Origin of the sequence: Bradyrhizobium sp. NC92, from assembly GCF_025200865.1 — a bacterium.
Classification (GTDB): Bacteria; Pseudomonadota; Alphaproteobacteria; order Rhizobiales; family Xanthobacteraceae; genus Bradyrhizobium.
In genome coordinates this window covers 1,731,462-1,749,738 of sequence record NZ_CP104171.1, presented here as the reverse complement: position 1 = coordinate 1,749,738, position 18,277 = coordinate 1,731,462, and the positions used below count along the sequence as shown (strand labels likewise).

The window sequence follows — 18,277 nt, the reverse complement described above, 5'->3', positions numbered from 1 at the left end:
GCGAAGATACGGAGGCACCCTCCGTTTAACAAGAGCCGCCCGGAAATATTTGGAATTCGTCAAAACCGCGTGCGCCGCCAACGCGATGCAGCCCTGCATGGGTCCGGCGAGGGTTCAATCTAACCAATTCGTGATCTACATTGCGCGCCATGGACGACCACACCGACCAGACCCGAAAGCCCCGCGCCGATGCCGTGCGCAATCGCGAGCGCGTGCTCGAAGCGGCCAAGCTGGTGTTCAGCGCGGGCGGGCCCGAGGCGAGCCTGGAAGCCGTGGCGAAGCGGGCCGGCGTCGGCATCGGCACGCTGTATCGGCATTTTTCGACGCGCGAGGCCTTGTTCGAGGCGGTGTATCGGCGCGAGGTCGAGCAGTTCAGCGAGCTTGCCGAGTTGCTGAAGAACGAGAAGGACCCGGTCGAGGCGCTGCGGCGCTGGTTGCACTCGGGGGTCGAGTTCGTTGCGACCAAGAAGGGGATGATGGCGGCGCTGGCGCTCGCGGTGCAGAGCGGGTCGGAGCTGCATGCTTTCTCCTTCGAGCGTCTGACCAAGGCGATCGGCTCGCTGCTGGACCGGGCGGTCGCAGCTGGCGAGATGCGCGCCGACCTCAGCCCGGAGGACCTGCTGCGCGCCTTCTTCGGCATGTGCTACGTGCACGACCAGCCCGGCTGGCAGGCGACGGCGCTGCGCCTGCTCGACGTGTTCGTCGACGGCTTGCGGGTGCCGCCGCCCAGCAAGGCCAAGGCTCGCTCGTCGAAGACGAAGCCCGCGACGAAGCGGAAGCGGTAGGGCGTGCAGAGCGACCTACGCCGCGGGCGAAGCGCTTCGCCACGCGGGTCGCAAACCACAATCCAAGATCATGTGAAAACCGGCAGCACGATCTCTGATTTATGAAGGCGCTCTTTTCAGGAGCGCCTACGCACGATGGGAGCTGTTTTTGCGCCAGACTAGGTCTGGATCGCTGCTACAACATTGTTCACGTCTGCCCTACAAAGGCGACGAGCACGCCATTTGCTGCGAGCACCGATACAAATAACCATCTGCCACGAACTGAGATTGTAGCTGCACGGTCGTTTATTTCGGTTGTGAGGACTCAACTCATGACGAAGCACTTTTCAAACAGCGTTGTGCCCCATGTCCTTGTAGTCGTCATATCCATGGTGACAATCACGATTGCAGCAACATCGGTGGGTGAGTCAGTTGTTGCAGGCATCGCTGCTTCCATACCAGGCCCATTCCATCTCGCACATGCAGGCGCGGTGTCGAACCAACCGAAGCTCGCTCGTGCGCCAACAGGTTGTGGGCTTCGATCTGCTCCGCCGCAATGGAAGGTGGACTGGCTTTTCGAGCCGCCTGGGCATCCCCTGCCATGAGTCCTCGCCAGGGGCCGCAGGCCGCAACTCTTCTTAACCTGGAAGGCAAGCCGACGCTTTGCCTCTCGTTCGCTGCACCGCATCACCGTCACCTCTGTCGAAGATATTGACTGCTTGTGAAGTAGTTTACATCTCCTCGCTCATGGCGCGGCCTAGTGTGAAGACAATTTCTTGCTTTGACGGAGGCCTCCCATGCTCTCAGCAATCAAATGGAATTCTCGCACTCGCGAATGGGTAATGTTGGCTATGACACTCGTCGTCGGCGTACAGGCAAACCGGCAGGAGGACGAAAGGAAGCAAAGGCAGCCACTCTGGAAGCATTTCGACGATACCCATCATTGGGATGAAACCGCTGAGGAATGGGTCCCCAACCAAGATCACTGAGCGTGCAATGCGCCAGAGCGGTGCCTATGACAGTAACGGACATGGCCCTTCTGGATGAACTGCCGGTCTCTACGATGGCTTTTAAGTACAGCTGGAGTCAGGGATGAACCGGAGGCAGTTCATTGCCACGGCGGTTTGCATGATTGGGTGGCCAGTCGTGGGGCTGGCGCAGCGGACCGGGAGTGTTCCTCGCATCGGGTTTCTCGGTCTTGGCAAGTCCGAGGATTGGACTGACCAGATCGAAGCCTTGCGCCTCGGACTTAAGCGCTTCGGATATCACGAAGGCCGCAACCTGCTGATCGAATTTCGATGGGCCGCCGCGATTGCTGAATTGGATAGGTTTGCCGAAGAGCTTTCGAAGTTGAATGTCGACATTATCATCGCGCCGGCGTCGACGCAGGTTGAACCCGCACTGCGGGCCACGAGGACGATCCCGATCGTTTTTGCGCAGCACGCCGACCCAGTCGGAATTGGGCACGTAGCCAGTCTGGCGCACCCGGGTGGCAATGTTACCGGGGTATCGATGGTCCTTACAGAAATGGCTGCCAAAGGATTGGAAATCCTTGTCGAGGCACAACCGGGGACGAAGCGTGTGGGGGTGCTGTGGAATTTGACCACGCCGACGCATGCCCGTGTACTGTCCGTCCTTGAAGAAGCGGCTAAGCGCAAGAGCATCGATTTGGTGGGAGCGCCGATCAGCACGGCCGACGATTTCAACCGAGCTTTTGACCTGATGGTGAACGAAAAGGTTGCTTCGGTGCTTGTCCCATCGTCCCCGATCACAAACGCTCGCCGTCGGGCGCTCGCCGAACTGGGTATCAAGCACCGATTACCGACCATGTTTGCGAACAGAGCGAACGTGGAAGCTGGCGGGCTCATGAGTTATGGACCGAACTTCAACAGCATGTATCGTTACGTCGCCTTCTTTGTCGACAAGATACTGAAAGGGGAAAAGCCGGGCGACCTCCCTGTCGAGCAGGCTTCAAAATACGAGCTGGTACTCAACCTTGCGACGGCACGTCTCATTGGAGCCGACTTGCCATCGGTCCTCATTGCTCGTGCGGATGAGGTGATTGAATAGCATCGAAATGTCTGAACTGGCCCCTTGCGTCACGCTGCGAGGCTCATGACCGTTCGGTCCTCGGAGGAGACGGAAGCAGCGATCTCCTTCGCATTTTAACCCAAGCGGGGCTCACTAGAGGGAAGCAATCGCTACGAAGGATTGCTGCGGAAATGTCAGCTTGCCACCTGCCAACATCGAACGATCAAGGCGAGAGGCTGCATCATCGGAAATCGAGACGATTAGGCGCTCCCGCTCAGGTACCTCCTTGTCCTTCAGGAGCCCAGCCATTGGTGTTGCCGTGAGCTGAAAGCGAACATAATCCAACATTGACGGAAACTTGATCTGTTTGGTGACCGTGGCCACATCGACAAGATCAAAGCCCGCCTGCTTCGTCCAATCGGCGATCTCCTGAGCATCGCAAGAGAGATGCTCAGAACGCTTGGTGCGTGACGCCTCTTCTCCGAGGCACTCATCGAGCGCCTGGACAAATGCGTACGCTGCGGGGGTGTTCTCAATTGCGCTGTAAACGCTGAAGCCTGCGCGGCCTCCGGGCTTGAGCACCCGCACCATTTCCTTTAGCGCGAGAAGCCGATCTGGAAAAAATTGAAGCCCGAGCTGGCAAAGCACCACGTCGAAACTGCCTGCATCGAATGGAAGGTCGAGCGCGCTCCCCTCGATCCATTCAACCTGTGGGGTCTTCGAGCGCGCAATCGCGAGCATGGCACTATTGAGATCAAGGCCAACGACACGTCTCGCCAGGCCAAGCTGCTCCGTGAACCTCGCTACGACCCCAGTTCCACAGGCGATGTCGAGTACGCTGTCGCCGCGCTTTGGCGCGATGCGGTCGAGCAGGTCGCCGGCCCATAGTGAAGTGATCGCTGGTACCAGGTACCGATCGTAAAGTTCCGGCGCGGTGGCATCCATTTGCCAATGTTCTTCGACCGACATGACTTCCCCTATGATCACTAGTGGAAAGCATTGCACGCTCGCAGCGTTGATGCTGACCTATTGGACGAGGAGCTGCAAGGGGCGAGGCCGCTTCTGGCGCCTTTCTTTGAACCTCCGGTTCGCCACACCGACTCAATCTCTTGAGTACCCGTGCCCACGTGGGTGGGCATCGTTGTCGTTCGCCGGGAGGAGACGATGACGATTTCATCGCCGCTTCTGCGGCCCGCCGAGCTCGAACAGGTGGGGAAGAAGATGAGCAAAATCGTCATTTGCGGCGGAGGCGTGATTGGATTGAGCGTTGCGACGATGCTTGGTCGCGACGGCCACGACGTCACGGTCCTGGAGGCTGATCCGGCCGGTCACCCTGTGGCCGCTGCCGAGGGATGGGACACGTGGGCACGTCCGGGAGTTGCACAATTCAGGCAACCACACAGCCTCGGTTCGCGATTTCGGATGATCAGCGATCTGGAATTGCCGGGATTGACGGATGATTTGCTGCGCGCCGGATGCGTTTGGGTGGACTTTCTCGACAGTCGATCTCTTCCCCCGACGCTAACGGACAAGACACCGCGTCCCGGCGACGAGGCCATGCGCTTCGTCACTGGAAGGAGGCCAATTATAGAATGGTCCGTAGCTGCAATGGCGCAAGCCGCGCCTAACGTGGCTATTCGTCGGGGGACCAAGGTTCGCGAACTGATCATTGGCGCATCGGCGGTCGCGGGTGTGCCGCACGTCACGGGGGTGCGCACGACATCCGGCGAAGAGATTCGCGCTGATTTGGTCATCGACGCCATGGGACGGCGAAGCACGGCTTGTGACTGGATCAGCGGCGCGGGTGCCCGCAGCCCGTTCGAGGAGGCCGAAGACAGCAACTTTGTCTATTTTACGCGATATTTCTCGGGGCAACAGCGGCCTCGCAGGATGGGACGCGCGCTTACTCCGATGGGCTTGTTCTCGATCCTGACCCTGGACGGCGACAACGACACCTGGTCGGTCACCTTGTATACCTCGTCGAGAAACAAGGCGATGCGCGCCTTGCGCGATACGGCGACATTCCATCGCGTCGTCTCAGCGTGCCCACGGCAAGCCCATTGGCTCGACGGCGAGCCAATAACACCCGTCCTTCTGATGGCGGGAGTTATCGACCGATACCGGCGATTTGTCGTCGATGGCCGTCCCGTCATCACGGGATTCGCTGCTGTCGGCGATGCATGGGCGTGCACCAACCCGTCCGCCGGACGAGGCTTGAGCGTCGGACTTCTGCACGCACAGGTGCTTCGCAATGTTGCCAGCCGACACCTCGACGATCCCGAAGCGTTCTCCCGGGAATACGACGCCGAGACCGAAATCCAGGTCGGTCCGTTTTACCGCAACCAGATCGCCGCGGACCGCGCGCGGATCGCTGAGATGAATGCTCTGGAAGCGGGCACGCCGCTGCCCGCACCCAACCCGGTCATGGCCAAGCTTCTCATTGCGTCGTCTCAAGACGCCGACGTGCTCCGTGGCATCATTGAGATCGCAATGTGCGTTGCGCTGCCTCAGGAGGTCGTCACCAGACCGCGCGTCGCCGCAAAACTGGCTGAAATGGACGGCTATCAAATCCCGCCGGATCCCAACATCATCGACCGACACCGAATGGCAGCGCTGCTGGACAGCTCGTAGGATGGGGGTAGATCGCCAGCGAAACCCATCCTTTCTCCAAGGCGAAAGCACTAGTCATTGCGAAGTCCAGTCCTCCGATCCAGTGAGGACAAGTCAATCAGCTTCTGCCCGATTGGCGACTTGCACGACCTCTGATGTTGGTGCCGCCGTCAGTTCAGCTGTCCGGACGCGCAGCTGGCGTTATAGGCCACCTCGCCCTTCCCAGTAGGTTGGCGTTCCATAATACCGGTGAGTTCGCTGTTCCCAGTCTCTATCTTCCCAGGAGTCATCGCTGAACTCGGGCGCATCCCTCAGCTGTTGCTCGGTGATATTGGTTCGAAAACCGCCAAGCGACCTGTCATATGTCAGAGCGCCCCAGGGAATGGGGTAGTGGCTGTGACCCAAGCCCACAAATCCACCAAAGCTCATGACCGCATAAGCCACGCGGCCTGACATCTTGTCGATGATGAGGTGATCAATCTCGCCGATATTCGTCCCATCTGCTCCATAGACTTCGGTTCCCTCAATGTCCTCGCTTGAGATGCAGTGATGATCCGGATGGGCTGTTGCACGGGCCATGACTTTGCTCCTTGATAAGGTGGTTTTGCCGGCTTAACTCGGCCATCGCGGAGCCGTGCCTGCCTTAGGAGAACATGTCGCAGCTGCCTGCGGTTTGTCTCGCTGTCCCGGAAATGGGCATCTGGAGCATCCAAGCCCAGCGCGTGATATCTGAGTGCACGCCCTGTCGGTGCAGATGTGCTAGGATCGCCTCCGCCGGGATCTCAACGCGGAGCCTGCCATGCGCATCGCAGCCTTGCTGATCGCTCTCATCGTTGCCTGTCATCACGCAGCGTTTGCCGGCGATGTCGCGGTCGCCCAAAGCGTCATCCGCGCCCAGGAGCAGGCCTTCGTTCGCGACGATGCGACGGCGGCCTATTCCCATGCGGCACCGGCAATCAAGGAGATCTTTCCCGCACCCGACATCTTCATGTCCATGGTGCAGAACGGCTACGCGCCGGTCTATCGTCACAAGAGTTTCGAATTCGGCGAGAGCAAGACCGATGGCACCTGGATCGCCCAGCGCGTTCATATCGTCGATGCCAATGGCGAGGCCTGGGAGGCGCTCTACACGCTCGAGCAGCAGGGCGACGGCAGCTACAAGATCACCGGCTGCTCGCTGCTGAAGGCGGGACAGGCCGTTTAAAGCATGATCCGGAAAAGTGTGTAGCGGTTTTCCGAAAAGATCATGCTCAAACTTCAAGTGGCAAAACCCGCCCCGGCCTTGACCGAGCCCATCCGCGCGCGGATCAAGAGCAGCACGACGATGCCGATGTTGAGCGCATTCCAGGCGACGCCATTGGCGAACGCCGCGGCATAGGAGCCGGTGGCATCGAAGATGACGCCTGACACCCAGCCGCCGAAGGACATGCCGAACACGGATGCAAAGATCACGATGCCGACGCGGGTCGCGGCCTCGCTCGCCGGCATCGCCTCGCGCACGATGATGGCGTAGCTCGGCACGATGCCGCCCTGGAACAGGCCGAACATCGCGGAGATCAGATACAGCGAGGTCAGGCTGTCGAAGAACAGATAGAACACCAGCGCAAAGCCCTGCGCCAGCGATCCCACCAGCAGCGTTCGGATGCCGCCGATCTTGTCGGCGAGGTAGCCCGAACCGATCCGGCTGACGATGCCGCAGCCCATCATCAAGGACAGCATCTCGGCGCCGCGCGCGACGCCATAACCGAGATCGCCGCAATAGGCGACGATGTGCACCTGCGGCATGGCCATCGCCACGCAGCAGGAGATGCTGGCGATCGAGAGCAGCACCGTCAGCGTATTCGTCGACAGCCTGAGATCGACCGGCGGCGGCGGTGCGTTGGCATGATCGTGGACGGTGTCGCGGCCCATTTGCGCGCGCAGGATCAGCACCAGCACCGTCATCAGGCCGGCGCAGACGATGCCGATGCCGATATGGGTGTAGCGCCAGCCGATCTCCTGCGTGCCCCAGCTCACGATCGGCGGCCACATCGCGCCGGCGACATAATTGCCGCTGGCGACGATGGTCACGGCCAATCCGCGATAGCGCTCGAACCAGTGCGAGGCTTCGGCCATCAGCGGCGCGAAGGTTGCGGAAGTGCCGAGCCCGATCAGGAAATATGCCGCCACGAACTGCCACAGCTGCCCCGACAGGCCCGCGAGCACATTGGCAACGCCGAGAAAGGCGATGCTGATCGCCATCGCCGGCACGATGCCGAACCGGTCGGTGATCTTGCCGGCGATCACGCCGCCAAGCCCGAAGCCGAACATCATCAGGGTGAAAGCCAGCGACACCGCGCCGCGCGTGGCAGCGAATTCGGTCTGCACCACGGGAATCACGACCACGACCGCCCACATGCCGACGGCGCCGATCGAGCCGATCACGAGGGCAAGGACGAGTCGCACCCAGGCCTGACGGGAGTCAGGGGTGAAGGAAGCAGGTGTTTGTCCTGGATGATTTGGCGCGTGCACGGTCAGGACCATGTTCGCGGACCGTCGCATGGTCAACCAGCGTGCCGCGATATTGGGCATGCGCGGTGCGCTGCGGTAATAAGTTCTTGGCGAATGCGTCTTTTGACATTAGGTTGCAATATGCGCGTGCAACATTGCCGCGCGAGGAGCCTATCGGCGGGATGTTGTTGCGATTGACGCGATCGGTGCGGATCAGGGTGGGGCGAATCATCGCCCTCGCCTATCTGTTCTGCGTGCTCGCGCCAGCCGCAAGCCTTGCCTGGGGCAGTGCTGCGCCCTGCCTTGGCGACGAGACCTTGGCCGACCTCGTCCCGGTGCATCATCACATGGCTGCGAGCCATGGCGATGTTCAGCACGAGCATGCGGGCACCCCTTCCCAGACTGCCGCGAAGGATGCACCTCTTCCGAATCATCACGACGGCAAGGGAACAGTGGGCCCGTGCTGTGCGATGATGTGCGTCAGCGCGCTGCCGGCCGATCTGCCCAGCGTCGCCACGCCGGTCCGGCCGATGTCGACCTGTGCGCCCGAGATCGTGCCCAGCCTGCACAGCGCCGCGCCGCCCCAGCACTACCGTCCTCCCATCGCCTGATCTGACACGACGGCGTCGGTTTCGACGCGCGCTTTTGCGCGCGCGAACCTGTGGTCTTTCAGATCAGGAATGAAGACATGCTTGCGCTTTCCGGGGCGACATCCGCCGCATCTGCGGTGGGTGAACGACACGCTCGATTCATTTGGCTGCTGCTGGCCTTTGCTGCGTCGGCACTGTCCGGCTGCATGCCGGCAACGACGCAGATAGCCAGCGCGGATCCCGCCGATCCGGCGGCGAAGGTGGCCCCAATCGGCTATCGCTCGACCACCGCGCCCTATACCAGCCTGCGGCCGGCGACGCCGGCGCCGTGGCGTGACCGCAACCAGGCGGTGACGCCGCGGCCGAAGCAAGACCGCTAGGGGCGCGCCATGGCACAGCATTTTGCGCGAGCCCTGCTCCTGCTCGCCGCGCTCGGCATGTCGGGCTGCGCTGCGTTCTCGCCCGACGGCGGCATGACTGATGTCGCGGATCTGACGAGCCGGACCATCAACAAGGACGTCGCCTTCGTGCGCTCGGCCGAGGGCGCCGCCACGGTCGACGCCCGCGTCCGCCAGCTGCTCTCGCGCACCCTCAGCGTCGACGCCGCCGTGCAGATCGCACTGCTCAACAACAAGGGATTGCAGGCCAGCTACAACGAGCTGGCGCTGGCGGAGGCCGACCTGGTCGAGCAGAGCCTGCCGCCCAATCCGGTGTTCGCGGTCTCGCGCATCACAGGCAATGGCGCCAGCGAGATCGAGCGTCAGGTGGTCGGCGACATCCTCGCGCTCGCCACCCTGCCGTTCCGCTCCGAGATCGCCCGCGAACGCTTTCGCGGCGCGCAGCTGCGCGCCGCACTGGCGACGCTGCGGCTCGCCGCGGACGTGCGCCGCGCCTATGTCCGCACTGTCGCTGCCAACGAGATGGTGGGGCTATTGACCGACGCGAAAGCGACGGCGGAATCGACCGCACAGCTCGCGCTCAAGCTCGGCGAGACCGGCTCGCTCAACAAGCTCGACCAGGCCCGCGAGCAGGTGTTTTACGCCGAGACCACCGCCGACCTCGCCAGCGCGCGGCAGGCGGCGGGAAGCGCGCGCGAAAGGCTGGCGCGCCTGATGGGGCTGTGGGACGACGGTCTCGACTTCCGCCTGCCCAATCAATTGCCGCCGCTGCCGCGTCGGCCGCTCGCGCTTCCCAGGATCGAAGCCGATGCGGTCGCGCATCGCATCGACCTGCAGATCGCACGGCTGGAGCTGGCCGCGCTGGCGAAGGCGCTTGATCTCACCGAGGCGACGCGTTTCGTGACGCTGCTCGATCTCGCCGGCATCTCCCGCCGCACCCAGGATCCGGAAGGGCCGCCGTTCCGCGAGCGCGGCTTCGACATACAATTCCAGATTCCGATCTTCGACGGCGGCGAGGTGCGCGTGCGCCAGGCCGCCGAGACCTACAATCTCGCCTTCAACCGCCTGACCGAGCGGGCCGTGAATGTGCGCTCCGAGGCGCGCGACGCCTATCGCGTCTATCGCTCCACTTACGACATCGCCGGCCACTACCAGCGCGAGATCATCCCGTTGCGCAAGATCATCACCGAGGAGATGCAGCTGCGCTTCTCCAGCATGCAGGTCGACATCTTCGCGCTGCTCACCGAAGCGCGGCAGCGCCTCGCGGCGCTGCGCGGCGCGATCGACGCCAGGCAGAGATTCTTCCTTGCCCAGGCCGATTTGCAGACCGCCGTCAACGGCGGCGGCGCGCCCGCCGCCGGCGGCGACAATTCAATCACCATCGCCGCGGCAGCTCCTGCCGAAGGCGGCGGCCACTAAAGACGGAGGCTGAGATGTTTTCCCGCCGAGGATTTTTGAGCACCGCCGCGCTGGTCGGCGCATCGGCCATTCAAGGCCGCGTCCAGGCCGCTTCGATTCCGGAAGCCGCCACCATGGACAAGGTGGTGATGCAGCCGCCGCTGCACCCCACCAGCGGCCCGGATTATCGTCCCGTGGTCACGCTGAACGGCTGGTCGCTGCCATTCCGCATGAACGGCGACTGGAAGGAATTCCATCTCGTCGCCGAGCCGGTGGTGCGCGAGTTCGCGGAAGAGATGAAGGTGAATTTGTGGGGCTACAACGGGCAATCGCCGGGCCCGACCATCGAGGCCGTCGAGGGCGACAAGCTCCGCATCTTCGTCACCAACCGCTTGCCCGAATACACCACCGTGCACTGGCACGGCATGATCATCCCGAGCGGCATGGACGGCGTCGGCGGATTGACCCAGCCGCACATCGAGCCCGGCAAGACCTTCGTCTACGAATTCGAGATGAAGAAGAGCGGAACCTTCATGTACCACCCGCACTCCGACGAGATGGTGCAGATGGCGATGGGCATGATGGGCATGGTCGTCGTGCACCCGCGCGATCCGAACTTCCGCGCCGTCGACCGCGACTTCGTGTTCGTGATGAGCACCTATCGCGTCGACCCCGGCACCTATCTGCCGCACGTCAACGAGATGACGGACTTCAACATGTGGACCTGGAACGCGCGGGTCTTTCCCGGCATCGATCCGCTGCCGGTCAGGCTCGGCGACAAGGTGCGCGTGCGCATCGGCAATCTCAGCATGACCAACCATCCGATCCATTTGCACGGCCACAGCTTCGCGGTGACCTGCACCGACGGCGGCTGGATTGCCGAGAGCGCGCAGATCCCGGAGACGACCACCGACGTGCCGGTCGGCGCCATCAGGGTGTTCGACGTGCTCGCCGACAATCCCGGCGACTGGGCGTTCCACTGCCACAAGTCGCACCACACCATGAACGCGATGGGACACGACGTGCGCAACCTGATCGGCGTGTCGCGCAAGGACCTCGCCAAGGCCGTCGGCAAGCTCGCGCCTGACGGCATGGCCATGGGCTCGACCGGCATGGCGATGGGCAACATGGAGATGCCCGCGCCCGACAACACGCTGCCGATGATGACCGGCACCGGCCAGTTCGGCCCGATCGAGATGGGCGGCATGTTCACGGTGATGAAGATCCGCGAAGACCTCGCGCGCGACGATTACCGCGATCCCGGTCCGTACAAGTTCCCGCAAGGCACCGTCGCCTACGAAGTGGCCGCACCCGCCACGGAGCCGGCACGGCACAAACCCGGCAGGGCGCCGATGAAGCACAAGATGTGAGCGTTTCGATGAACCACCAACTGGAGACCACGATGAAGACCACGATCAAACTCGCCCTCGCGCTGGCTTCACTTTCGACCGCACCGGCCTTTGCTCACGACAAGCACGGGCACGGAAATTATTCGGCCGGCGAGCCCGGCGATCCCAAGAAGCCCGCACGAACCATCGAGATTCTGCTGAACGAGATGGACTACACGCCCGCGAAAATCGAGGTGAAGCGCGGCGAGCAGATCCGCTTCGTGCTGCGCAATGTCGGCAAGGAGGACCATGAATTCCTGCTCGCGACGACGAAAGAGAATCTCGCGCATGCAGTCGAGATGAAGAAGCATCCGCACATGGAGCACGACGATCCCAATGCGGTGCGGCTTGCACCAAAAAAGACGACCGAGATCCTCTGGAAGTTCAGCAAGCCCGGCACGTTCGAATATTCGTGCCTCATTCCCGACCACCGCGAGTACGGCATGGTCGGCCAGGTCACCGTGAAGTAACGCGAAAGGAGAGTCCCATGAACCGCATCATCCGTATCACGGCCGCACTGGCGCTGACCGTCGGCCTTGCGACCGCAACCCTCGCCGCCGAGGGCGCCGCGATCAGCGGCGAGGTCAAGAAGATCGACGAAGGCGCCGGCAAGATCACGCTCAAGCACGGACCGGCAAAGAGCCTCGGCATGGATGACCCCATGACCATGGTCTATCGCGTCAAGGACGCGGCGATGCTCAAGCAGGTGAAGGTCGGCGACAAGGTGACCTTCGAGGCCGAGGAGGCGTCGTCGGGCTACACGGTGACGAAGATGGAGAAGGCGAAGTAGGACGCTCTGTCATTCCGGGGCGCGCCCCTTGGCGCGAACCCGGAATCCATTCATCAACCGACTCTGCCGCCCGATGGATTCCGGGCTCGCCCTGCGGGCGCCCCGGAATGACGATCGGGACCCCGAAACACCCCGGTCCACCCCTTCTCCACCCTTCCGTTAACCCTTTGCTAACCATACACCGGGCAAAAATTGCCGGGTGAAGTCGAGTGTCGTCGGCCGCGTAGAACGGGAGGAACCCCGTGGACGCCAGTGCGGTGCCTCACTTTCGGAACGGCGGCCCTTCGGCCGCCGCGCAGACGTTTGGGGCGCGCGGACGGCAGTCGCGCGGGGAGGCAGCTACCATGGTCGACGTCACCGCGGGACAGGGCGTAGGCAACGCCAAGCCCGGCATCCCCTCCCTCAACGACATCGTCACCGTCCTCAAGCGCGGCGACATCGCGCTGGCGCTCGGCATCCTCACCATCCTGGTGGTGCTGATCCTGCCCCTGCCCGCGATCGTGCTCGACCTGTTCCTGGCGATCTCGATCACGCTCTCGATCCTGATCCTGATGACGTCGCTGTTCATCCAGGCGCCGCTCGAATTCTCCGCCTTCCCGACCATCCTCCTGATCTCGACCATGCTGCGCCTGTCGCTCAACATGGCCTCGACCCGCCTGATCCTGTCGCACGGGCACGAGGGCACGGCTGCGGCCGGTCACGTCATCGAGGCCTTCGGCAACTTCGTGATGGGCGGCAATTTCGTCATCGGCATCATCGTCTTCGCCATCCTGATCATCGTCAACTTCGTCGTCATCACCAAGGGTTCGGGCCGCATCGCCGAAGTTGCCGCGCGCTTCCACCTCGACGCCATGCCCGGCAAGCAGATGGCGATCGACGCCGACCTCTCCGCCGGCCTGATCGACGAGAAGGTCGCCAAGGAACGGCGCAAGGAGCTGGAGGACGAAAGCGGCTTCTTCGGCGCCATGGACGGTGCCTCCAAGTTCGTCCGCGGCGACGCCATCGCCGGCCTCCTGATCGTCTTCATCAACGTCGTCGGCGGCATGATCATCGGCGTCGCGCAGCAGGGCATGTCCTTCGCCGACGCCGGCCGCACCTACACGCTGCTGACCGTCGGCGACGGCCTCGTCACCCAGGTGCCGGCGCTGATCGTCTCCACCGCGGCCGGCCTGCTCGTCTCCAAGGCCGGCGTCTCCGGCGCCGCCGACAAGGCGCTGATGAAGCAGTTCTCCGGCTATCCGCAGGCGCTGGCGATGTCCTCGGCGGTGATGCTGGTGCTGGCGGCGCTGCCGGGCATTCCGACCATTCCCTTCCTCGCGCTCGGCGCCGGCGCCGGCGCGCTGGCCTGGCACGCCCGCAACCACAAGAAGACCGCCATCAAGGCCGAGCGGGCCGCCATGGCCGCACCCGCTCCGGGAACGCCGGGCGCTCCGGGCGCTGCCGCGGCGGAAGAGCCGATCTCCGCCGCGCTCAAGATCGACGACCTCAAGATCGAGCTCGGCTATGCGCTGCTGCCGCTGGTCAACGGGCCCGACGGCACCGACCGCCTCACCGAGCAGATCAAGGCGCTGCGCCGCTCGCTCGCGATCGAGATGGGTTTTGTGATGCCGGCGGTGCGCATCCTCGACAACGTCCAGCTCGAGGCCAACACCTACATCATCAAGATCAAGGAGGTCGACGCCGGCACCGGCAAGATCTGGCCGAACCAGTTCATGGTCATGGACCCCGGCGGCAGCCAGGTGCAGGTGCCCGGCATCCACACCACCGAGCCGACCTTCGGCCTGCCCGCGACCTGGGTCGATGCCAGCCTCAAGGAAGAGGCCTCCCTCAAGGGCTACACCGTTGTCGACGCCGCGACCGTGCTGTCGACCCATCTCACCGAGCTGCTCAAGGCCAACATGTCGGACCTGTTGTCCTACGGCGAGGTGCAGAAACTGCTCAAGGAGCTGCCGAAGGAGCAGAGCGAGCTGGTCAAGGACATCGTGCCGGGCCAGGTCACGGTCTCCGGCATCCAGCGCGTGCTGCAGCTGCTGCTCGCCGAGCGCATCTCGATCCGCGATCTCTCCACCATCCTCGAAGGCATCGCGGATTCGCTCGCCTTCTCGCGCAACCCGGCCACCATGGTCGAGCACGTCCGCGCGCGGCTGGCGCGGCAGATCTGCGCGCAGAACACCTCCTACGCCGGCTATCTGCCGCTGATCGCGCTCTCGGCGAAATGGGAGCAGGCCTTCGCCGAATCCATCATCGGCCAGGGCGAGGAGCGCAGCCTGGCGATGCAGCCGTCGAAGCTGTCGGAATTCATGACCGCCGTGCGCGAGGCCTTCGAGCGCGCCGCCCGCGAGGGCGAGGCGCCCGTGCTGGTCACCTCCGCTTCCATCCGGCCCTTCGTGCGGTCCCTGGTGGAACGGTTCCGGGCCCAGACCACCGTGCTGTCGCAGGCCGAAATCCACCCCAGGGCGAGGCTGAAAACGGTCGGAAGCATCTGATTTGCCTTAAGAAGCCGTGTGTTTTTCAGTCACAGGCAAATGGTTTTTGAGTTCCTGGCGCTTTGTCGACCAAGCGCCCAAAAGTCGGGCCACAGGCACATTACAGCTTTGAAATAATTGTATAAAACGACGATCGAAGGTCGCTTTTGATCGCGATCTTTCACGTCCTATCACGCTCTTGTGATGGCCTCTTGGGAACGAATCCACCCAATACTAGGTTGTTGGGCACCGGAAGTATGAACCTGCCTGAAGCGGCCGGCGACTACTTCGGGTAGATGGCGGCAGGAGGCTTCCATGAACCACTCGATCTACAGCGCAGATCGCGCGACCCATTTGAAAGTCGTGGTCGTCGCCCTCGTCGCAGGGATCGCGTTGGCAGGCCTCGGCATCACGGCACGCTCGGGTTCGGATGAAGGCCTGACCCAGACCGCCCGCGTCATCAAGGCCGGCAAGCCGGTCGTTGTCACCAGCTCGAACGCGTCCCTCGTTCGCTAAGGAGATCTGACGAGTTTTCTGAATTCACGCGGCTCTTTACCAGCCCCCCAAAGTCGCCACGTGGATATGTAGACGACCCCAACCCCAAGTCGACTACAGAAAGCGCCCGCCCCCCACGGGCGCTTTCCCATGTCTGGGGTGTTTTTGCTGACGGGTGTAGCGACGGCGGTCCCACAAATTCTGCTGTCATTCCCCGCGAAGGCGGGGAATCCAGTACGCCGCGGCCCCTCCGTATCCCCCTATTGTCTCTGGAATACTGGATCGCCCGCCTTCGCGGGCGATGACACCAAATCTTTGGCAACTATCGCGCCCCATAAGTCGGCGGCGGCGCCTGCACGGTCGGCGCGGCCGCGGCGAACAGCTCGTCCTTGCGGCCGGTCAGCGGCGGATAGATGCGCTTGCGGTTGATGGTCTCTTTGGTCGCCTTTGCCGCGGCGCCGGTGGCGCGGACCTCGCGATTCCACCCTTCCGTATAGAGCGCACCCCAGCCGCCGAGGTCGAGCACGGTGACGTACCAATCGATCCGCAGCGGCAGCATGGGCAGGCCGACGAGATCGGCGACGACGTTGTGGCCGGCGAAGCGGCCCATGGGACGGGCGAACTGACAGGACATCACGGTCGGATGCAGACCGTCGATCACGCTCGAGGCGACATCGCCGGCCGCGAACACGCCAGGCACATCCGCAACCCGCATGAAGGGATCGACCAGCAGACGCCCGAGGCGATCGCGCCCGCCCGGAAAGCTCGCCGCCAAAGGACTTGCTCGCATGCCTGCGCACCAGATCACCGTCTGCGCCGGGATGAACTCGCCCGAGCTCAGATGCACGCCGGCCGCCTCGACCGAGGCGACGCGCACGCCGAGCCGCATCTCGACGTCGAGCGAAGCCAGCGCCGTCTCGATGACGGGACGCGCATGCGCGCCGATGCTGGCACCGACGCTCGGATTGGAATCGACCAGGATGATGCGGCGGCTGCCGGTGATGCCCGCATGCGCGAGCCGCGCCGGCATTTCGGCCGCGACCTCGATGCCGGTGAAGCCGGCGCCGACCACAACCACCGTTGAACGGCCGACAGACGGCGCGCTGCGTCCGAGCGAAACCAGATGATCTTCGAGGCGGAGCGCCGCGGCATAGCTGTCGACGTCGAAGCCATGCGCGGCAAGGCCGGGAATGTCGGGGCGCATCACCTCGCTGCCGAGCGCCAGCACGAGGCGGTCATAGGACAGCGTCTCCTCGCCGGCGCTGGTGACGAGCGAGATTTCGCGCCGGGCCGGATCGATGGCTTCGATCTCGCCGAGGCGGTGGCTGACACCGATCGGATCGAGCAATTGCGGAAGCGGAAGCGCGACCTCGGCCAGATCGGCCTCGTAATTGCGCACGCGGATGTTGTGATAGGGATTGCGGTCGACGAGATGGATCTCGATGTCGCGCTCGCTTGCGCCGATCTCCTCGCGCTTGCGCGCAGCGCCGATGGCCGCCCACAAGCCTGCAAACCCGGCGCCGAGCACGACGATACGCGCCATCTCCGCCTACTGCACTTTCCCGAGGATTACCTGCGGCCTGCCCGCAGAGACAGACTAGCTCAACAGCGGGCGGCGACCAAATGCGGCAGCGCCCGCGCCGCCAACACGAAATCGCGATCTACGCTTCGCGCAACGCGGCCGTGGGATGGGTGGAGCGAAGCGGAGCGCAGCTTGAGGACGACCTGGTGCGACATACACCGTCATTGCGAGCGCAGCGAAGCAATCCAGAATCTTTCCGCTGGGGCAGACTGGATTGCTTCGCTGCGCTCGCAATGACGACCTTCCTACAGACCTGCGATCTACGCCTCGCGCAGTTCCGACGGCGTCGCGCCAAAGCGCTTGCGGAAGGCGCGGTTGAAATAGGACAGGTCGGAGAAGCCGGAGGAATGCGCGATGTCGCTGATCTTGCGCATCCTGGCGCGGGGATCGCCGAGCAGCTTGCGTGCCTGGAGCAGGCGCTGCTCCAGCACGAATTCGGTGAAGGTCGTGCCGGCCTGCTCGAACAGGCGCTGGGCCTGGCGCGGGCTCAAGCCCGAGCGCGTCGCAACTTCGGCGAGGCAGAGATCGTTGCGGCCGAGCGCGGCCATCACGTCGGCGCGCATGAGATCGAGGCGGGCCGCCGCCTGCCCGCGGCCGCGGGCGCGGCTTGCGTGCTCGGCATCGGTGCCGAGTAGGAGACCGACGAGATCGACCATGTGCTGCGCGGTCAGGCGCTGGCCGACCGCATCGAGATGCGGCGCGTGATTGGCGGCGAGCGCGTGGTAGCGGAAGATGGTCTCGGCGACCGCGCCGTCGATGAGCACCTGCGAGAGCTTGTCCTCGGCGCGCGGGCTGATGTCGAGCAGCGCACGGCGCGGCATGCGAATGGTGGTGAAGCGGTCTGCCTCGGTGTGGCCGACTGTCCCGGTCACGCTCATGTCGACCAGCACCATCTGGGCGGGCGCGAGCTCGACAGTGTGGCCGTTCTGCCCGACGCGGACGAGCCCCGCATGGGCCGAAATCAGCACGAGATCGTCGCTGCCGTCGGCAAGGTGGCTCTGCGTGCGGGAATATTGCGCCGAGGCGCCTTCGGCAATGGCGAGCGCGATGTTGTCGACGACGCTGATCTGTAGCCGGCAATCGATGCTGTCGCCATGGCTCGGCCCGATATCGAGGCCACACGGACCGACGGCCCGCTCGCGCCAATGTTCGAAGGCCGCACCGTGCGGCAGGCCGGTATATTGGTGAACGAAGATGCCCGGCGTTCTCGCTGCATCCATCTGATTTCTCGCCCTTTCCGGCATCACCGCGTGCAAATTCCGGGAATTTGACGCCG

18 protein-coding genes are annotated in these 18,277 nt (G+C 63.5%); 12 read left to right on the top strand and 6 right to left on the bottom strand.

The features are described from left to right. Positions 1 to 149: 149 nt before the first annotated feature. Both N2602_RS08260 and N2602_RS08255 read left to right on the top strand, forming a co-directional pair. Positions 150 to 785 (top strand): TetR/AcrR family transcriptional regulator, encoded by a 636-nt coding sequence (locus N2602_RS08260; RefSeq protein WP_260382305.1) that lies wholly within the window; start codon positions 150 to 152, stop codon positions 783 to 785. 1,071 nt (positions 786 to 1,856) lie between these two features. Next, a complete protein-coding gene (locus N2602_RS08255; protein ID WP_260382304.1) occupies positions 1,857 to 2,834 on the top strand; it encodes an ABC transporter substrate-binding protein in 978 nt (325 codons plus the stop codon). 114 nt (positions 2,835 to 2,948) lie between these two features. Here N2602_RS08255 and N2602_RS08250 read toward each other — a convergent pair whose 3' ends face one another. Beyond that, on the bottom strand, positions 2,949 to 3,764 hold the full coding sequence (locus N2602_RS08250; protein ID WP_260382303.1) for a class I SAM-dependent methyltransferase: 816 nt from the start codon (positions 3,762 to 3,764) through the stop codon (positions 2,949 to 2,951). Between the two features lie 195 nt (positions 3,765 to 3,959). On the opposite strand from N2602_RS08250, the gene N2602_RS08245 reads away from it, so the two are divergent. Next, a complete protein-coding gene (locus tag N2602_RS08245; protein WP_260382302.1) occupies positions 3,960 to 5,426 on the top strand; it encodes an NAD(P)/FAD-dependent oxidoreductase in 1,467 nt (488 codons plus the stop codon). Positions 5,427 to 5,606: 180 nt separating this feature from the next. Here the strand turns inward: N2602_RS08245 and N2602_RS08240 are convergent, their stop codons facing one another. Beyond that, on the bottom strand, positions 5,607 to 5,984 hold the full coding sequence (locus N2602_RS08240; protein ID WP_172788132.1) for a PRC-barrel domain-containing protein: 378 nt from the start codon (positions 5,982 to 5,984) through the stop codon (positions 5,607 to 5,609). A gap of 220 nt (positions 5,985 to 6,204) precedes the next feature. Between N2602_RS08240 and N2602_RS08235 the strand changes: the two genes are divergently transcribed. Beyond that, positions 6,205 to 6,609 (top strand): DUF4864 domain-containing protein, encoded by a 405-nt coding sequence (locus N2602_RS08235; RefSeq protein ID WP_260382301.1) that lies wholly within the window; start codon positions 6,205 to 6,207, stop codon positions 6,607 to 6,609. A gap of 53 nt (positions 6,610 to 6,662) precedes the next feature. Here N2602_RS08235 and N2602_RS08230 read toward each other — a convergent pair whose 3' ends face one another. Together N2602_RS08230 and N2602_RS08225 are read right to left on the bottom strand one after the other, a co-directional pair. Next, positions 6,663 to 7,928 (bottom strand): MFS transporter, encoded by a 1,266-nt coding sequence (locus N2602_RS08230; RefSeq protein ID WP_260383626.1) that lies wholly within the window; start codon positions 7,926 to 7,928, stop codon positions 6,663 to 6,665. Next, complete coding sequence (locus tag N2602_RS08225; protein WP_172788125.1) at positions 7,867 to 8,127, bottom strand: hypothetical protein; 261 nt, start codon at positions 8,125 to 8,127, stop codon at positions 7,867 to 7,869. The genes N2602_RS08230 and N2602_RS08225 overlap by 62 nt, the downstream gene beginning before the upstream one ends. Between N2602_RS08225 and N2602_RS08220 the strand changes: the two genes are divergently transcribed. The 8 genes from N2602_RS08220 to N2602_RS08185 all read left to right on the top strand — a co-directional run bounded on the left by N2602_RS08220 (position 8,114) and on the right by N2602_RS08185 (position 15,440). Beyond that, on the top strand, positions 8,114 to 8,506 hold the full coding sequence (locus tag N2602_RS08220; RefSeq protein WP_260383625.1) for a hypothetical protein: 393 nt from the start codon (positions 8,114 to 8,116) through the stop codon (positions 8,504 to 8,506). The two genes, N2602_RS08225 and N2602_RS08220, sit on opposite strands and share 14 nt — an antisense overlap. 77 nt (positions 8,507 to 8,583) lie before the next feature. After that, positions 8,584 to 8,865: a hypothetical protein gene (locus N2602_RS08215; protein ID WP_260382300.1), complete on the top strand. Its 282-nt coding sequence runs from the start codon at positions 8,584 to 8,586 to the stop codon at positions 8,863 to 8,865. 9 nt (positions 8,866 to 8,874) lie between these two features. Further along, a complete protein-coding gene (locus tag N2602_RS08210; RefSeq protein WP_260382299.1) occupies positions 8,875 to 10,302 on the top strand; it encodes a TolC family protein in 1,428 nt (475 codons plus the stop codon). 14 nt (positions 10,303 to 10,316) lie between these two features. Next, positions 10,317 to 11,651 carry a copper oxidase gene (locus N2602_RS08205; protein WP_260382298.1) on the top strand — a complete coding sequence of 445 codons (1,335 nt, stop codon included), beginning with the start codon at positions 10,317 to 10,319 and terminating at the stop codon, positions 11,649 to 11,651. 32 nt (positions 11,652 to 11,683) lie between these two features. Then, positions 11,684 to 12,139, top strand: a complete 456-nt coding sequence (locus tag N2602_RS08200; RefSeq protein WP_260383624.1) for a cupredoxin family protein — start codon at positions 11,684 to 11,686, stop codon at positions 12,137 to 12,139. Positions 12,140 to 12,156: 17 nt separating this feature from the next. Further along, positions 12,157 to 12,459, top strand: coding sequence for a copper-binding protein (locus tag N2602_RS08195; protein ID WP_260382297.1), 303 nt, complete (start codon positions 12,157 to 12,159; stop codon positions 12,457 to 12,459). 344 nt (positions 12,460 to 12,803) lie between these two features. After that, a complete protein-coding gene (gene flhA / locus N2602_RS08190; protein WP_260382296.1) occupies positions 12,804 to 14,945 on the top strand; it encodes a flagellar biosynthesis protein FlhA in 2,142 nt (713 codons plus the stop codon). A 294-nt stretch (positions 14,946 to 15,239) separates the two neighbouring features. Then, positions 15,240 to 15,440: a hypothetical protein gene (locus N2602_RS08185; protein ID WP_172789643.1), complete on the top strand. Its 201-nt coding sequence runs from the start codon at positions 15,240 to 15,242 to the stop codon at positions 15,438 to 15,440. 301 nt (positions 15,441 to 15,741) lie between these two features. Here N2602_RS08185 and N2602_RS08180 read toward each other — a convergent pair whose 3' ends face one another. Beyond that, positions 15,742 to 16,962 carry an NAD(P)/FAD-dependent oxidoreductase gene (locus N2602_RS08180; protein WP_260382295.1) on the bottom strand — a complete coding sequence of 407 codons (1,221 nt, stop codon included), beginning with the start codon at positions 16,960 to 16,962 and terminating at the stop codon, positions 15,742 to 15,744. Positions 16,963 to 17,261: 299 nt separating this feature from the next. Next, the gene (locus tag N2602_RS08175) at positions 17,262 to 18,221 is read right to left on the bottom strand and encodes an AraC family transcriptional regulator (protein ID WP_172789641.1); all 960 of its coding nucleotides are present in this window, start codon (positions 18,219 to 18,221) and stop codon (positions 17,262 to 17,264) included. Positions 18,222 to 18,277: the final 56 nt, after the last annotated feature.

Bases quoted from the DNA above. Each gene is read 5' to 3' on its own strand.
- N2602_RS08185 (WP_172789643.1), top strand. From the start codon at position 15,240: ATGAACCACTCGATCTACAGCGCAGATCGCGCGACCCATTTGAAAGTC.
- N2602_RS08200 (WP_260383624.1), top strand. From the start codon at position 11,684: ATGAAGACCACGATCAAACTCGCCCTCGCGCTGGCTTCACTTTCGACC.
- flhA (WP_260382296.1), top strand. From the start codon at position 12,804: ATGGTCGACGTCACCGCGGGACAGGGCGTAGGCAACGCCAAGCCCGGC.
- N2602_RS08225 (WP_172788125.1), bottom strand. From the start codon at position 8,127: ATGATTCGCCCCACCCTGATCCGCACCGATCGCGTCAATCGCAACAAC.
- N2602_RS08245 (WP_260382302.1), top strand. From the start codon at position 3,960: ATGACGATTTCATCGCCGCTTCTGCGGCCCGCCGAGCTCGAACAGGTG.
- N2602_RS08255 (WP_260382304.1), top strand. From the start codon at position 1,857: ATGAACCGGAGGCAGTTCATTGCCACGGCGGTTTGCATGATTGGGTGG.
- N2602_RS08175 (WP_172789641.1), bottom strand. From the start codon at position 18,221: ATGGATGCAGCGAGAACGCCGGGCATCTTCGTTCACCAATATACCGGC.
- N2602_RS08250 (WP_260382303.1), bottom strand. From the start codon at position 3,764: ATGTCGGTCGAAGAACATTGGCAAATGGATGCCACCGCGCCGGAACTT.
- N2602_RS08235 (WP_260382301.1), top strand. From the start codon at position 6,205: ATGCGCATCGCAGCCTTGCTGATCGCTCTCATCGTTGCCTGTCATCAC.
- N2602_RS08210 (WP_260382299.1), top strand. From the start codon at position 8,875: ATGGCACAGCATTTTGCGCGAGCCCTGCTCCTGCTCGCCGCGCTCGGC.
- N2602_RS08205 (WP_260382298.1), top strand. From the start codon at position 10,317: ATGTTTTCCCGCCGAGGATTTTTGAGCACCGCCGCGCTGGTCGGCGCA.
- N2602_RS08195 (WP_260382297.1), top strand. From the start codon at position 12,157: ATGAACCGCATCATCCGTATCACGGCCGCACTGGCGCTGACCGTCGGC.
- N2602_RS08180 (WP_260382295.1), bottom strand. From the start codon at position 16,962: ATGGCGCGTATCGTCGTGCTCGGCGCCGGGTTTGCAGGCTTGTGGGCG.
- N2602_RS08240 (WP_172788132.1), bottom strand. From the start codon at position 5,984: ATGGCCCGTGCAACAGCCCATCCGGATCATCACTGCATCTCAAGCGAG.
- N2602_RS08260 (WP_260382305.1), top strand. From the start codon at position 150: ATGGACGACCACACCGACCAGACCCGAAAGCCCCGCGCCGATGCCGTG.
- N2602_RS08215 (WP_260382300.1), top strand. From the start codon at position 8,584: ATGCTTGCGCTTTCCGGGGCGACATCCGCCGCATCTGCGGTGGGTGAA.
- N2602_RS08230 (WP_260383626.1), bottom strand. From the start codon at position 7,928: ATGGTCCTGACCGTGCACGCGCCAAATCATCCAGGACAAACACCTGCT.